This window comes from Mycetocola sp. TRD_SC_2 (genome assembly GCF_055361225.1).
Window position 1 is genome coordinate 568,722 of sequence record NZ_CM143954.1, and the last position, 15,196, is coordinate 583,917.

12 protein-coding genes are annotated in these 15,196 nt (G+C 64.1%); 10 read left to right on the top strand and 2 right to left on the bottom strand.

The window, feature by feature from the left end:
- The first annotated feature begins 14 nt into the window (after window positions 1–14).
- A complete protein-coding gene (locus tag ACWA1Q_RS02715) occupies window positions 15–1,403 on the top strand; it encodes an HNH endonuclease (RefSeq protein ID WP_463759312.1) in 1,389 nt (462 codons plus the stop codon).
- Between the two features lie 41 nt (window positions 1,404–1,444).
- Here the strand turns inward: ACWA1Q_RS02715 and ACWA1Q_RS02720 are convergent, their stop codons facing one another.
- Window positions 1,445–2,104 carry a GntR family transcriptional regulator gene (locus tag ACWA1Q_RS02720; RefSeq protein ID WP_463759315.1) on the bottom strand — a complete coding sequence of 220 codons (660 nt, stop codon included), beginning with the start codon at window positions 2,102–2,104 and terminating at the stop codon, window positions 1,445–1,447.
- Window positions 2,105–2,223: 119 nt separating this feature from the next.
- Between ACWA1Q_RS02720 and ACWA1Q_RS02725 the strand changes: the two genes are divergently transcribed.
- From ACWA1Q_RS02725 to ACWA1Q_RS02765, 9 genes are all read left to right on the top strand, one after another.
- Window positions 2,224–3,579: an ABC transporter substrate-binding protein gene (locus tag ACWA1Q_RS02725; RefSeq protein WP_463759317.1), complete on the top strand. Its 1,356-nt coding sequence runs from the start codon at window positions 2,224–2,226 to the stop codon at window positions 3,577–3,579.
- Window positions 3,580–3,641: 62 nt separating this feature from the next.
- Window positions 3,642–4,592 (top strand): carbohydrate ABC transporter permease, encoded by a 951-nt coding sequence (locus tag ACWA1Q_RS02730; protein ID WP_463759318.1) that lies wholly within the window; start codon window positions 3,642–3,644, stop codon window positions 4,590–4,592.
- Window positions 4,593–4,594: 2 nt separating this feature from the next.
- The gene (locus ACWA1Q_RS02735; protein ID WP_463759319.1) at window positions 4,595–5,512 is read left to right on the top strand and encodes a carbohydrate ABC transporter permease; all 918 of its coding nucleotides are present in this window, start codon (window positions 4,595–4,597) and stop codon (window positions 5,510–5,512) included.
- Between the two features lie 53 nt (window positions 5,513–5,565).
- Window positions 5,566–7,077, top strand: a complete 1,512-nt coding sequence (arfA, locus tag ACWA1Q_RS02740; protein WP_463759321.1) for an arabinosylfuranosidase ArfA — start codon at window positions 5,566–5,568, stop codon at window positions 7,075–7,077.
- Window positions 7,078–7,096: 19 nt separating this feature from the next.
- Window positions 7,097–7,567, top strand: a complete 471-nt coding sequence (locus ACWA1Q_RS02745) for a CidA/LrgA family protein (RefSeq protein ID WP_463759323.1) — start codon at window positions 7,097–7,099, stop codon at window positions 7,565–7,567.
- Window positions 7,564–8,286 carry an LrgB family protein gene (locus ACWA1Q_RS02750; protein WP_463759324.1) on the top strand — a complete coding sequence of 241 codons (723 nt, stop codon included), beginning with the start codon at window positions 7,564–7,566 and terminating at the stop codon, window positions 8,284–8,286. The genes ACWA1Q_RS02745 and ACWA1Q_RS02750 overlap by 4 nt, the downstream gene beginning before the upstream one ends.
- Before the next feature lie 283 nt (window positions 8,287–8,569).
- Entirely contained in the window at window positions 8,570–11,281 is a 2,712-nt protein-coding gene (locus tag ACWA1Q_RS02755; RefSeq protein ID WP_463759326.1) for a CshA/CshB family fibrillar adhesin-related protein, read from the top strand.
- A 53-nt stretch (window positions 11,282–11,334) separates the two neighbouring features.
- Window positions 11,335–12,828 carry a SpaH/EbpB family LPXTG-anchored major pilin gene (locus ACWA1Q_RS02760; RefSeq protein WP_463759327.1) on the top strand — a complete coding sequence of 498 codons (1,494 nt, stop codon included), beginning with the start codon at window positions 11,335–11,337 and terminating at the stop codon, window positions 12,826–12,828.
- 229 nt (window positions 12,829–13,057) lie between these two features.
- Window positions 13,058–13,945 (top strand): class C sortase, encoded by an 888-nt coding sequence (locus ACWA1Q_RS02765; RefSeq protein WP_463759330.1) that lies wholly within the window; start codon window positions 13,058–13,060, stop codon window positions 13,943–13,945.
- Here the strand turns inward: ACWA1Q_RS02765 and ACWA1Q_RS02770 are convergent.
- Window positions 13,929–15,179, bottom strand: a complete 1,251-nt coding sequence (locus ACWA1Q_RS02770) for an RNA polymerase sigma factor (RefSeq protein WP_463759331.1) — start codon at window positions 15,177–15,179, stop codon at window positions 13,929–13,931. The two genes, ACWA1Q_RS02765 and ACWA1Q_RS02770, sit on opposite strands and share 17 nt — an antisense overlap.
- Between the last annotated feature and the right edge of the window lie 17 nt (window positions 15,180–15,196).

Below are 15,196 nucleotides of genomic sequence, written 5' to 3' on the forward strand. Positions count from 1 at the left end.
TGTTCACTGGGAGTATGAACAGCCAGACGAGCGGTGGATTTCCGGAGACGATCTCCCCGAGTGCCACGTCGCGCGCGGGCGGTCCGGGTGCGTCACCGTTGGATGCCGACCTCACCGCACTGGCTGGTCTCAGCGCCGACGAACTGCTGACGCTCACTGCGGATGCAGCGGGAGTATTGCGGCGAGCCGAGGCCGTTCTGATCGCCTGCAGCAACGAGGTTGCGGCCCGGTCGGATCGTGCGCTCGGCTCGGGCGGTCTCGCCGCCCGGCACGGGTATGGCCGGGCGTCGCAATTGCTCGAGCAGGTGACCGGGGTGTCGGCGCGTTCGGCGTCGCGGTTCATTCGGGTGGGTGCGCTGACCGGGCAGCGAGTGGCCGAGACCGGGTTGCCGCTGCCTGCGTTGTTCCCGCGGGTCAGTGAGGCGCTCGCCACGGGTCTGATCGGGCTGGATGCGGCTGAGGTGATTACTCGCGAACTCAATCTGGCTGCGCCACGCGCCGACCTCGATCTTTTCGCCGCTGCCGAAGAGTCGCTGGTGGGGCAGGCCACCGGTGAGGCGGTGCCCGAAGGCCTGGCGTTGCCCACGGATCTCGTTGCCGGGCAGGCGCGGTTGTGGCGCGATGCCCTCGACCCGAACGGAATTGAACCTCGGGCCGAAGAGGCCTTTTCGAAGCGCGATCTCTGGGTGTCTCGTGTCGCGCAGAACGGTGTCGTGCCGTTCGGCGGCAAGTTGACCGTCGAGGTCGCTGCCAAACTGCACGCCCTCTTCGATGCGATGCTCACCCCGCGGACTGCGCCTCAGTGCCTGACCGAGGAGGAGCAGAGAAGGCAAGCGGATGCTCCTGGTCGGCCAAAGGATTCCCGGACTCCTGGCCAGCAGCGAGCGGATATCTTCGCTTCGATGATCGACTCGCTGGCCCGATCGGATGATGTACCGACGATCAGTGGGGCGGCGCCGACCGTGGTGGTCACGGTTTCGGCAGAGGTGCTCGCGAACAAGGAGGGAACGGGCGCCGTTGTCGGCGTCGCGGATCGGATTCCCTACTCCTCGATCGAGCAGATTCTGTGTGATGGCGGCATCCAGCCGGTCGGGGTTGGTGTCGATGGAGAGGTCCGCTACCTGGGTCACAAGCGGTACCCGTTCACCAGGCGGCAGAAGCTGGCGATCATCGCGCGCGACGGACCCACGTGTTTCGAATGTGACATCCCAGCGAGTGCCTGCGAAGTGCATCACGTCGTCCCGTATTCGAAGGGTGGCGAGACGGATGTGTCGAACGGGGTGATCCTCTGCTGGTACGACCATCACAAGATGCACGCTTCGGAATGGAAGATCGAGATGGTGAACGGTAAGCCGGTCAGCATCCCACCGCCGTGGGTGAAGCGGAAGCCGTACTTTCGGTGAAGATGCCTTGATGGATTTACGAACGGACTCCCAAGTTCACGTCAGACGCTCGCCCACCGCCCGGTGATGTCGAGGTGCTGACGGAGCTGTTCGCGATAGGCATCGGTGTCACGCTTCGCCAGATGCTCATGCATGAGGCGGTGATCGTCGAACCACTTCTCCTGCAGGGTGGCGTTACGGCGGAGAGCCCGGACGCGCACGCGGTGCAGCCTGTCACCTGATGTCCACAGTAGGTTCGACAGAATCGGGTTGTGGGTCTCGCCGACGATGATTCCATGGAACTCCGCATCGAGTTCGAGGAATCTGGCCGGATCCAACGGATTGAATGTCGCACGCTGCTCGTCGAGGTTCTTCTGTAGCCGCGAGTCAAGGTCTGTAAGACGCACATCGGCGAGTGCAGCAATGCGTTCGCCGGCGTAGCCCTCCACGAGGTTTCGTGTCTCGAGAACGGCATCAGCCTCAGCGACGGTGATCGGTGTGATGACTGCACCGCGGCGGGGGTGCAAAACCACCAGTCCCTGAGCGGCGAGACGCACCAGCGCTTCGTGCACCGGCGTAACGCTCACGCCCAAATCAGCCGCGAGATCCCGCTCGCGCACGGGGAAGCCTTCCTCGAGGGTGCCCTCAAGGATTCGGTTGCGAATTTGTTGATAGACCCGTTCGACCGCAGAGATCGATGACGAGTCAGAAAAGGAAGGCATGCGGTCGAACATATCGGGGAAACTGCAATATCTAAAGTATTTGCTTGCAATACTTTCGCAATCTCCGGCAGGATGAGTTCACCCTCGCACCATCGGCAATGTCGCTGAAAGGACATCTTGTGAAACGCAAAGTCGCCGCTCTCACAGCAATCTCCGCCCTCGCACTCGGGCTCGGGGGCTGTGCTTCCACCGCAGGAGAAGGAGGAGCAAGCACCGCTGACCGAAACCTCTCGTGCACCAACACGATCGTCAACGACGAGGCGGAGCAGGTCCTCCTCTGGGCCTGGTACCCGGCCTTCGAATCCGTCGTTGATGAGTTCAACAACACGCATGACGATGTCCAGGTCTGCTGGAACAACGCCGGCGTCAACATCGACCAGTACACCAAGCTCAACACCGCTCTCAAAGCGGGCAGCGGAGCACCCGACGTCGTCATGATCGAAGCAGCAATCGTGCCGAGCTACACGCTGCAGGATTCTTTCCTCGACCTGAACGAATACGGTGCGGGTGACGTCGAGAAGAACTACACCGAGGGCGCCTGGTCCGACGTGTCGAACGACAACGGCGTCTTCGCCATCCCCGTCGATGGTGGCCCGATGGGCATGCTCTTCCGTGCCGACATCTTCGAGCAGTACGGCGTCGCCGTCCCCACCACATGGGCCGAGTTCGCTGAAGCAGGACGCCAGCTCCGCGACAACGGGTACGAGGGCTACATCACCAACTTCCCGACGAACGGCAAGGCATACATCCAGTCGCTGTTCGCTCAGAACGGTGCTGAGCCTTATGAGTACGACGCGGCCAACCCCGAGTCGATCGGTATCAACCTTGACTCTCCGGAGGTCATCGAGGTTCTGGATTACTGGAACACTCTCATCGAAGAGGGACTGGTGAGCAGCAACGACCGAACGACTCCTGAAGACAACGCTCGCATGCTCGACGGTACGTACGCGACCTACCTGTCTGCGGCCTGGGGCCCGGGTTACCTTCAGGGGCTCCTCGACGGTGGCGTGCCCGAGGGCACATGGCAGGCAGCCCCGCTCCCGCAGTGGGACGCGTCAAAGCCGATCGAAGTGAACTGGGGAGGTTCGACCTTCGCTGTTACCAAGCAGGCAGCCAACCCCGAACTCGCTGCAAAGGTAGCCATGGAGATCTTCGGCACCGACGAGGCGTGGAAGATCGGAATCGAAGAAGCGACTCTCTTCCCCCTGTGGAAGCCCGCTCTCGAAGCCGACTACTTCACTGAATACGAGCACCCGTTCTTCGGCGGACAGAAGATCTACAAGGATGTCTTCGTCGACGCGGCTGCTGGATACAAGGGCTTCAGCAACACGCCCTTCCAGAACTTCGTCTATGACAAGACCAACGAAGAACTGGCATCCATGGTTCAGGGCAAGGCAACCGCGGAAGAAACCGCGAAGTCTCTCGAGTCGCTCCTTGGTGACTACGCCACCCAGCAGGGCTTCACGGTCCGCTAGTTATCCGTACCCGGTCGGGGCGGCGCAACGCCGCCCCGACCCCCACGCTAGGAACGCTCATCGTGTCTCACACTCTTGAAGCTTCGACCCCTCCGGGTGCCGCAACGGCCCAGGTCCGGAAGCCCCGAAAGCGCCCAACCGTCGCACGTCGGCGCAACATCATCGGATGGTCCTTCGTCGCACCGTTTGGTGTGGTGTTCGTCGCCCTCCTCATCCTTCCTCTCGCCTACGCCTTCTGGCTGAGCCTTCAGACCGAAACTCTCGCTCAGGGGAACACCTTCACCTGGTTCGACAACTATGTTCGGGCGTTCTCAGATCCGCTGTTCCTCGAGGGTGCACGGTTCGTTGTTCTCTTCTCTCTCGTCGTCATCCCGGTGCAGATGCTCATTTCTCTGCTCGCCGCACTGATCATCGACAGCCTGACGACCCGCCTGGCGCGGATATCGCGAGTCCTGATCTTCATCCCATACGCTGTGCCCGTCGTCATCGGTGCCCTGATGTGGGGCTTCCTCTACAGCCCCAGCTTCGGCCCCGGTTCTGACATCTTCGGCCTCTTCGGCCTGATCGCGCCCAACCTGCTCTCGAACGATGGCATCTTCTTCGGGCTCATCAACATTGTGAGCTGGCAGTGGGCCGGCTACTACATGATCATCATCTATTCCGCGCTTCAGGGTATCGATCCGGCGTTGTACGAAGCGGCCAAGCTCGACGGTGCCAGCAAGCTGCAGATCGCCCTCCGCATCAAGGTACCGATGGTCGCATCCTCGCTCGTGCTGATCCTCGTCTTCGCGCTGATCCACACGTTGCAGTTCTTCACCGAACCGCACATCCTCAAGAGCATCGCCTCCGGAGCGATCGACGCGTCGTTCACCCCGAACATCTACGCGTACAACCTCGCGTTCTCGTACACCCAGTTCAACTACGCGTCTGCGATCTCCTTCGCCCTGGGAATCATCGTGTTCATCGGGTCGTACATCTTCCTTGTTTCCACTCGCAAGAGGAGCGGACTGTAATCATGGCTACAACACTGGTTCCTACGCCGAAGGCGGGCCGGGCGGCTGCGCCTCGCTCCACCCGGGAAGTCGGCGAACGACGCCCGCTCTTCCGCAGCATCGTGCTGATCGGAATGTGCTTCTACTTCCTCGTTCCTCTGTGGTGGCTCGTGGTTGCAAGCACCAAAACGGTCAACGGGCTGTTCAACGGCTCGGCGGGCTCACTCTGGTTCGACAAGAACATCGACTTCTTCGGCAACCTGGCCCAGCTCTTCAATCAAAGCGGCGGCATCTACCTGCAGTGGCTCGGAAACTCGTTCCTCTACGCGCTCACGGGCGGAGTCGGGGCAACCGTGCTCGCCGTTCTGGCAGGCTACGGGTTCGCAAAGTATGCCTTCCGAGGCCGCAACGTCAGCTTCGCGCTCCTGCTGGGTTCCGTCATGGTTCCCGTGACAGCTCTGGTGCTGCCGACCTTCGTGCTCTTCAGCGCGATCGGACTCAACAACACGATCTGGGCGGTCATCCTCCCGTCGCTGCTCAGCCCGTTCGGTGTGTACCTCATGCGGGTTTACGCTCAGGATGCCGTGCCCGATGAGCTTATCGAGGCGGCTCGTATCGACGGCGCCGGCGACGGAAAGATCTTCTTCAGCATCGCTCTGCCCTTGCTGCGACCGGCCATCGCAACGGTGTTGCTCCTGTCGATCGTCGCGACCTGGAACAACTACTTCCTCCCGCTCGCCGTGCTCTCCGACCCGAAGCTGTTCCCCGTGACCGTTGGCCTCGGCCAGTGGCTCCAGCTCTCCGCTGCTGCGGGTGGTGGCCAACAGCTGTGGAACCTCATCGTCATCGGAGCACTCGTGTCGGTCATTCCGCTGATCCTGGCCTTCGTCTTCCTCCAGCGCTACTGGCAGGGCGGGCTCTCGCTCGGCAGCCTCAAGTAGCGCCCACCTTCACCTTCTCTCTTCTTCTCGCACCCTCACGTAAGGACTCCTTCATGGCGCACGCCCACATCGACCTCGATCCGCGATTCACCATTGGTCCCGTTCAACGCCGCCTCTTCGGCTCGTTCGTCGAGCACCTGGGCCGCTGCGTCTACACCGGGATCTACGAGCCGGGGCACCCCACCGCGGACGAGGACGGTTTCCGTGGCGACGTGCTCGAGCTGGTGAAGGAACTGGGCGTGAGCGCCATCCGTTACCCGGGCGGTAACTTCGTCTCCGGTTACCGCTGGGAGGATGGCGTCGGCCCGAAGGAGGACCGGCCCCGGCGCGTGGACCTGGCCTGGCACTCCCTCGAGACCAACGAATTCGGTCTCGACGAGTTCGCCCGCTGGGCTGACAAGGCCGGCAGTGAAGTGATGTACGCGGTGAACCTCGGAACCCGCGGTGTGCAGGAAGCATTGGACGTGCTCGAATACTCCAACATCAAGTCGGGCACGACGCTGTCTGACCAGCGCGTCGAGAACGGAACCCCCGAACCGCACAACATCCGGATGTGGTGCCTCGGTAACGAGATGGACGGTCCGTGGCAGCTCGGCCACGTGAGTGCAGATGACTACGGCAAGATCGCGGCGAAGACTGCGAGCGCGATGCGCCAGATGGACCCCACTCTCGAGCTCGTCGCGTGCGGTAGTTCGAAGCCGATCATGCCGACGTTCGCCGAGTGGGAGCGTGTCGTTCTTCACCACACCTACCAGCACGTCGACTACATTTCTGCCCACGCCTACTACGAAGAACTTGACGGAGACCTCGACAGCTTCCTCGCATCCGGCGCGAACATGGACGAGTTCATCGAGTCGCTGATCGCCACCATCGACCACGTCAAGGCCGCGCTGAAGAGCGACAAGACGATCAATATCTCGTTCGACGAGTGGAACGTTTGGTACAACAAGCGCTGGCACACCGAGGACAAGCCGAGAAATGCGACCGACTGGCACTACGCACCCCGGTTGCTCGAGGACCAGTACTCGGTGGCGGATGCCGTCGTATTCGGTAGCCTGCTCATCTCGCTTCTGAAGCACGCCGACCGCGTGACATCCGCCAGCCTTGCCCAACTGGTCAACGTGATCGCTCCGATCATGACCGAACCGGGTGGAGCAGCCTGGCGCCAGACGATCTTCTACCCGTTCGCCGAGGCATCCCGCCTGGCCACCGGGGAGGTCCTGCGCTTGAACCTCAGCAGCGACACCTACGAGACCGAGAAGTACGGAACAGTCAACCGCGTGGATGCCATCGCGACCCACGACGCCGAGACCGGCGCAGCCGCTGTCTTCCTCGTCAACCGTGGCGCCGACGAGTCGGCTACCGTGACGATCGACCTCGGTGCGCTGGTGGACGGCAAATCCGTGACCGCGTCGACGCTGTCGGATGACGACGTCTATGCAGCGAACAGCCTCGAGGCCCCGGAGCGTGTCGTCCCGCGGGCGAACGAAGAGCTGACGGTTGAAGATGGTCGCGTGACCATCACTCTGCCGGCTGTGTCCTGGACCACCCTGACGATCTCCTGATCAACGACGAAAGTTAAGGGTGACTGGGGGAGGGGTGCGGCGGCAGGTTGCTGCGCCGACAGAACCCGAGACACCGACGTCACAGGGGCAGGATCGTCGACCACCGCGCGAACGGTACCGCGCTGTCGCCCGTGCGGTAGTCGGCATCCTGCTCCTTGTCACGTGCTACGCGTTGGGCGAGTTCCTCGCCCGGTGGCTGGGCCTGCCTGTGCCGGGGTCGGTGATCGGCATGGTGGTCATGTTCGCAATCCTCTGCCTTCAGCCCGCCCGGATCTCGGACCGTTTCGTGGTGCCGATCTCCGAGAGATTTGTGTCACTCATTCCCTTCCTGCTGGTGCCGGCCGCCGTCGGGGTTGTCGCCCACATTCCCGAGGTCGTGCGCGATGCTCCGGCCCTGATCACCGCGGTGGTCGGCGGCTGGCTCGCGACGATCCTCGTCACAGCGCTCGCCGCGAAGTACTTGCTCGGACGAATCAGAAAGCGGGGGTGACGGGCGTGTGGGAGCAGTTTCTCGCTTCGCCGGCGTTCGGCATCTCGGTGACGGTCGTCGGTTTCATCCTCGCGGTGTTGTTCTCGCGAGCCCTGCGTGACCCCGCCTGGGCGAACCCGATCCTGTGGGCCTCGGCTGCCATCGTGACTTTGTTGCTGCTCGCGCGTATCGACTACGAGCAGTACATGGTCGGCGGCGCGTTCTTCGCGCCCGTGCTCGGGGTCGCCGTTGTCGCTCTCGCGGCGCCGCCGTTCCGGCACCGGCGGCTGCTCAAGGGCACGTCTGGCGCGATCATCCTCGCCGTCGGACTCGGGTCTCTCGCCGGTGTCGTGGTGACCGTCGCGTTGGCGTGGGGCCTCGGCGGGAGTGAGCAGACCATTCTCTCGGTCGCGCCGAAGCAGGCAACCTCACCTGTGGCGCTCGGCGTTGCGACGCTTTCGGGTGGATCGGGGGAGCTCGCCGCGGTGCTCGCTGTCCTGACCGGTATTCTCGGGGCGACCGCAGGCCCTGGGATGCTGCGACTCCTGCGGTTCGACGACGCTCGATCCCGAGGCCTCGCGATGGGTGTCTCTGCGCACGCCATCGGAACAGCCAGAATCAACGCGACCGAACCCGTTGCCGGAGCCTTCGCGGTTGTCGGCATGGTTCTGGCCGCACTTTTTGTAACGGTGCTGGTGCCGATCACATTCGCGGTGATGGATCTGGTCCAGGGACTCTAGCCCCTGCGCGGAACACGCCGTTGAGCTTCATCGAGAAGCCAGTAGTGGCCCGCTCTGAGAACGCAGGCGAGGCGCGAACTCGCGCAGGGTGAATTGCAGGGTGAAACCCGCCGGAACGGCCGATCGAAGTGCCCGCAACCCGCCACTCTGGCATCTGCCCCCACAGCCACATCCAGTCGGCGCGTCCAACCCGAGAGACGCGCCGACTATGCGTCCGTGAGCGCTAGCCGGCGAGCCTTCCCGCTCGCGCAGCGTCATCGGAGAGAACGAGGACAGCACCGCTATGAGTACCGCCTTCAGACACCGCGCCGCAACTGCTGACTCACGCGACCGCTCGAAGACCGCCTCACGGTTGGGCCGGGCGGCGACGCGCGGCATCCGCAAGTTGGCCTCAGCCACACTCGCGGGCTCGATGATCTTCGGGGCGTTGGTTCTCCTGCCGGGCTCACAAGAGCAAGCGGCCGTTGCCGCTCCAGCCACCGGCACCGGTCGGTACGCGAGCGACATCTACTGGCTGGATTGGTCGACAGCGCAGAACACGGTCAGTCAGGGCACCAACAATGGCCGACCCTATTCCCGGGTGCAGAACGGAACGTCTCTCGTGCAGGAACCGCTGCCCGGATTCCGGATCACAACGACGTTCTCCAAGGTGGCCGCTGCACCACAGTCCGGCAGCGGCACCCGGGAACTTCACGTAACGCGCCAGGACCCCAGTTGGTCGGAGGTCAAACTCAACGGCTATGACACCGGGAACCAGTACAGCGTCATCACGCCGAACGCGAATGCATCCACAGTGTCGTTCTCTCTCAACTTCGTTGCGACCCTGAACGGTGTCACGATCCCGCTCAACGTCATCGCCACCGATGGGGAGAGCGCTGGAGCCGCCGAGCTCACCACCTTCACGACCGACGGTGAGGTCTGGAGAAATATCGACAACACCACGCGGACCGGCGCCAGAATGTGGAAGTCCTCGAAAACCAATGGTGGGTTCGGTACCACGGTGATGGGTCCGTGGGCCACCGAACTTTCCACGGGTCAGGGAATGGCGCCCATCGGTGTATCGCGCTCCGCGAGCACCGTGGATGTCACCATCACCGCCAGTGGCATGCAGAACGTTATGGTGGGTGTGATGCTGCCCGTCGACTACGGTGACGCACCGGCCAGCTACGGCTCCGCATCACATCTGATCGACTGGACCGCCGCGGGCGACCCGATGGCTTTACCAGGGAGTGTCAACGCTCCCCGCGTGGCATACGCGTGGGACAAGAGCCCTTATCTGGGTTCGGTCCCCGCTGACGCCGACGACGGATCGCTTGGCAACTGGACCGGCGACGACCAGGATCCGACGGGCAATCCTGCCGATGAAGGCTGGGAACAGCTCACGGGCACAACGACACCACCGCGAATCTTCGCCGGGCAGACGCAGGACTACTCCGTAGAGGTCCTGACCAGTGCATCCGCCGAAGGCAAAACCGTCGCCGCCTGGATCGACTGGAACAACAATGGATCCTTCGACCAGGGCGAGCGCACCGAGGCCGTGGCCACCGGAGGCAAAGCCCTCCTGAGCTGGTCCCAGGTGACAGCGACCGACACCGGTTCGCTCGGCGCCCGCTTCCGAGTCGCCTCCGACGCAGCGCTGATCGCTGAACCCACGGGACTCGCTATCGACGGAGAAGTCGAAGACTACCTGCTGCCCGTCACCCGGGCCGCGAACGTCGAAAAGACCTCATCGCCCGTCAGCGGGACAGAAATCCTGCCCGGCAGCACGGTGGCGTACACCCTGAGTTTTCCGAACCCAGGGAATCAGGAACTCGTTGTCGACTACACCGACCACCTGACCGGGGTACTGGACGACGCGGAGTTGATCGCGGACACCGTCGAGGCCAGCGATGGGCTCACTGTCACGGTCGGAGAGGAATCGCTGCGGATCCAGGGATTCGTTCCCGCCCAGTCAACGAATCGAGTGACGTACGCGGTGAAGGCGAAGCAGACCGGATTCGGAGACGCCGTGCTCCGTAACGTGGTCGTGCCCGGCGCGGGCGAGCCACCCGCCGAGTGCATTCCCGCAGAAATGCGGTGCACCGAGCACCCGGTGAGCGCCATCCCGAACCTGGCGAAGGTCGCTGATCCAACCTCAGGCAGCCCCGTGGTTCCTGGCCAAACCATCACATACACAGTGACGGCCGCGAACACAGGCGGGCCAGGCCACGGAACAGTTATCAGTGACGACCTGTCCGACGTCCTCGACGACGCCACCTTCACTCCCGGGTCCGCTCAGCTGACGGTGGGAAATGCCGATCCGATCACGCTGGCGGATCCTTCGGACACCACCCTGCAGACGCAGCCCTTCACCCTTCCGGCCGGTGGCACCGCGACCCTCACCTACTCGGTGACGGTGAACGACGACGCGTGGAACGCCAGCGTCGGCAACGTGGTCGCCGGCGTGTGGGGCGCTGACCGTTCGATCATCGACTGCAATGGGTGCGCCACGGTACATACGGCACTCGGCGTGCTCGTGCAGAAGGTCGGCGAGTCCGCTGAGGCCGAGATCGTGCCGATGGAGGGCTCCGAGTGGGCTGTCTACACCGACGTGAATGGTTCGCCCGGCGAATCTCTCGACGAGACGTCCATCACCTCGGTTGACCCCACCATGATTCGTCTGCAGAATCTGCCAGCGGGTTCTTACTGGCTGGAAGAAACCCAGGCGCCCGACGGCTTCAGCCTGCTGGCCGAGCGCGTGCCGTTCGCCGTGGCCGCCGACGGCACCGTGACACTGGCCGCTGACGCCGATGAACGAACCACCGCCGTTTCGACGGACGAAGTCACCGGCATGTCCGTGATCACTGTTCGTGACGTCCCCGCCCTCGAGCTGCCTGAGTCGGGTGGGCCAGGAAGCGCCGGGTTCCTTCTCCTCGGCGGGTTGCTGACGGCCGCCGCTGTCGGACTGACAGTCACTTCCCGTCGCCGCAGTGAGGCGCTCACACCATCCGCTTAACAATTCCAACCCAGCCCGAGATCCTGACCCACATCACTCCCAAGGAGAGAGAAATGCCCACATCCAACCGTCGCCGCCACAGGCTGACGACCATCGCCGCGTTGGGCGCCATGTTCGCCGTCGGCAGCATCGCGACCCCCGCGTACGCCGCACCTATCGACGGCGCCGAGCGAGGCTCGCTCACCGTGCACAAGTTCGAGAAGCAGGACGCTCCGAGCGGTCTGCCGAACAACGGCACTGAAATCGACGTCACCGGCTATCAGCCGCTTGCGGGCGTCGAGTTCAGCATTCAGCGGGTGGAGGGCATTGACCTGAGCACCAATGACGGCTGGGCTGACGCGAATGCGGTGACAGCAGGCTTCACCGCGGCGGCGCCTCGATACGCCGACCAGGCAGAGTCAGCCATCATCAATCAGGGTGAGACCCTCTCGGATGCCACCAGCGACACCACAGGCGCTCTGGGCGAAGCATCCTTCGGAAACCTGGATCTCGGCCTCTACCTGGTGACGGAGACCTCGTATCCGACCGGTGTGACCCCGTCGGCGCCGTTCCTGGTAACTGTTCCGCTGACCGACCCGAACAATCTGGACAACTGGCTGTACGACGTGCACGTCTACCCGAAGAACTCGGTAACGACGGCGCAGAAGACAGTGGCGGATGCCGGTGACATCGCGCTCGGCGACGAGATCGAGTTCACGATCACTGCTGACATCCCGAACGAGACCATCATCGACGGCTACCGTGTCGTCGACGTGCTGAGCGACGCGCTCGACTACGTCGGCACCTCAGTCACACTGTCGAATGACGCCACCCTCACGGAGGGCGCGCACTTCACAGTGACCCACAACTCCACGTCAAACGTCGTCACGGTCGACTTCACCGAGGCCGGCCGCGCCATTCTCGCGGCAAACCACACTGCACAGGTGATCGTCGAGATCACCGCGTCCGCGAATGCCGTCGACGAGATCTCCAACCAGGCCTATGTCTACCCGAACGCTCCGAGCTTCGACGTCGACCCCGGCCAGCCGGGTGGACCCGAAACGACGCCTCCGGTCGTGACCAAGTGGGGCAGCTTCGACATCCAGAAAATCGACGAATCCGGCGCGCAGCTCGCAGGCGCCGAGTTCTCGGTCTTCACCTCGGAGGCCAACGCACGCGCCGGAACCAACCCGATCGAGCTGGGCGGCAAGACCGTCCACGTCGTGGACAGCAGTGGTGTTGTGACCCTTGCCGGTCTGCGCTACTCGGACTTCTCCAACGGCGTGCAGGTCGCCGCAACCGACGCTGGGTACCAGAGCTACTGGCTGGTAGAGACGAAGGCACCGGAAGGCTATGAACTGCTGGCTGCCCCCATCGAGTTCAGCGTCACGGCAACGACCACCTCCGCGGGAATCGACCTCACGGTGGAGAACGTCCGCTCGAACGCAGGATTCACGCTGCCGCAGACCGGTGGCGCAGGCACCACACTCATCTACGCCGCTGGCGCCCTGCTGCTGGCCGGCGCGGTCCTGATGCTGGTGCGTTCGCGTCGCAAGGTCGAGAACTGATCCTCCATCGGTCCGGCTACATGAGGCGATGACCTCGTGACCGTGCGGGTAGAAAGGGTGCCCTTGTGGCATCCTCTCTACCCGCATTCATCGCTCTACCCCCCCCGTTCCATCCCTTTCATCGAATTGAACCCAGGTGCCCCCATTGCCACTCGCCACCCGCCGCGCTCGGGCTCTCTCGCACGGAGCCTCCGCGACGTCCCCCTGGACCTCGCGGCGAGTGGTGATCATGGTGCTGGCGATCGTGGGAGCGGCGGTGTTGCTCTACCCGTCAGCAGCATCCTGGTTCTCTGCGAAGGTCCACGCCACAGCGGTGAACGGCTACGTGCACGAGGTGGCCGCGCTCGATGACGACACCGCACAAGAGATGCTCGCGGCGGCGGAGGAGTACAACCGGATCCTGCCGGACGGGCCGCTGCGGGATCCCTATGCGCTGAACGCCAACGGCGAGCGGACCGAGATAGCAACCGGGCGTGAGGCGTACGACGAGCTGCTCGGAGGTCTTCCGGGCGACGTGATGGCGCGCATCCGGATCCCCACGATAGACGTCGACCTGCCCGTCTTCCATGGCACTGACGACGACACCCTCGCCCGAGGCGCGGGCCATCTCTACGGGTCGGGCCTCCCGGTCGGAGGCGAAGGCACACACAGCGTGTTGACCGCTCACTCCGGGCTGGTGAACTCGACCCTGTTCACCGATCTGCATCGCGTGGCGATCGGCGACGTTTTCACTGTCACTGTCTTGAACGAGGTGATGTACTACTCCGTGGACCAGGTGCTCACCGTGGAGCCGAACCGGACTGACGCCCTGCGTCAGATCGAGGGTGGTGATTACGTCACCCTCGTCACCTGCACACCCACCGGTGTGAACTCGCATCGGCTTCTCGTTCGCGGCGAGCGGATCGCACCTCCAGCTCACGAGGCGGCGGACCGCCTTGCTCTGGCCGATGACATCACCGACCCCGGTTTTCCGTGGTGGGCACTGGGTCTGGTGGGGGCGGTTCTGGTGAGCTATCGTCTGACCAGTCCGCGGCGGCCGCGGGTCGATAGTGCGGCGGCTGCTCCTGTTGGAGAGCCGCTAGCCCCTCTCGAACCACAACTCACGACTCAGGACTGACCAGCGTCTCCGCCTTCGCACGCAGCACCGCACTCTGTTGCTCGTTCGCGGTCAGCGCCGCCGCTGCATGGAACTCCGTCCGCGCCTCCTCGGTACGACCCAGCCGTGCGAGCAGCTCACCCCGTACGCTCGGCAGCAGGTGCGAGCCGTGCAGCGCGCCATCCGCCACCAGCTGGTCTACGATCCGCAACGCATTCGCCGGGCCTGTCGCCATCGACACCGCAACCGCCCGGTTGAGGTCTACCACCGGGTTCGGAGCCAGCCGGCCGAGCGCTTCGTAGAGCAGGACGATGTGGTCCCAGTCGGTGTCGTCGAGACTCGGCGCGACCGCATGCTGCTCCGCAATCGCCGCCTGAAGGCCGTAGCTTCCTCGCCCGCGACCGAGGGCATCCGCTCGTCGAAGAGCAGCACGACCACGCTCGATCTGGGCGCGGTCCCAGCGGGAGCGGTCCTGATCGGTGAGCAGGATCGGGGTGCCGTCCCGGGCGGTGCGGGCAGCGAATCGGGATGCCTGAAACTCCATCAGCGCCACGAGCCCATGCACCTCGGGTTCGCGGGGGAGCAGCGCGGCGAGCACGCGGCCCAGCCGGAGTGCTTCGTTCGCGAGCTCGGTGCGGATCCAGCGATCGCCACTCGTGGCCACATATCCTTCGGTGAAGAGCAGGTAGACCACCCCGAGCGCAGCACCGAGCCGCACCGGCCACTCGGACGGCTCCGGCGCCTCGAACGGCACTCTCGCCGCCGACAGGGTCTTCTTCGCCCGCACGATGCGCTGCTGCACCGTCGCGACCGGGACGAGCAACATCCGTGCGATTTCCTCCGTCGTGAGACCGCCGACCACCCTGAGGGTCAGCGCGACCTGCGCTTCTCGCGAGAGAACGGGGTGACACGCGGTGAAGATGAGCCGCAGCACGTCGTCGTCGATCGGCTGCCACTCCTCCTCTCTTGCCTGCTCGAGGTTGTGGGCGATTGCCCGGTACCGCTCATCGAGCCGGGCTCGCCGCCGCCAGCCGTCGATCGCCGTGCGTTTCGCGACAGCCGTGAGCCAGGCGCCCGCGTTACGCGGGACGCCCGACTCCGGCCACTGCTTGAGCGCGTCGATGACGGCCTCCTGGGCGAGATCCTCCGCAAGGCCGACGTCGCCCGTCATCCTCGTGAGCGTCGCAACGATGCGCGCGCCCTCGATGCGCCAGACGGCGTCGATCGTGCGTCGGATGCTGTCGATCTCGGTCACGGATGCCTCCGGCCCAT

What these genes read in the sequence shown, in the direction of transcription:
- ACWA1Q_RS02715 (WP_463759312.1), top strand. Translation starts at nt 15, where the DNA reads ATGAACAGCCAGACGAGCGGTGGATTTCCGGAGACGATCTCCCCGAGT.
- ACWA1Q_RS02720 (WP_463759315.1), bottom strand. Translation starts at nt 2,104, where the DNA reads ATGCCTTCCTTTTCTGACTCGTCATCGATCTCTGCGGTCGAACGGGTC.
- ACWA1Q_RS02735 (WP_463759319.1), top strand. Translation starts at nt 4,595, where the DNA reads ATGGCTACAACACTGGTTCCTACGCCGAAGGCGGGCCGGGCGGCTGCG.
- arfA (WP_463759321.1), top strand. Translation starts at nt 5,566, where the DNA reads ATGGCGCACGCCCACATCGACCTCGATCCGCGATTCACCATTGGTCCC.
- ACWA1Q_RS02755 (WP_463759326.1), top strand. Translation starts at nt 8,570, where the DNA reads ATGAGTACCGCCTTCAGACACCGCGCCGCAACTGCTGACTCACGCGAC.
- ACWA1Q_RS02760 (WP_463759327.1), top strand. Translation starts at nt 11,335, where the DNA reads ATGCCCACATCCAACCGTCGCCGCCACAGGCTGACGACCATCGCCGCG.
- ACWA1Q_RS02765 (WP_463759330.1), top strand. Translation starts at nt 13,058, where the DNA reads ATGGTGCTGGCGATCGTGGGAGCGGCGGTGTTGCTCTACCCGTCAGCA.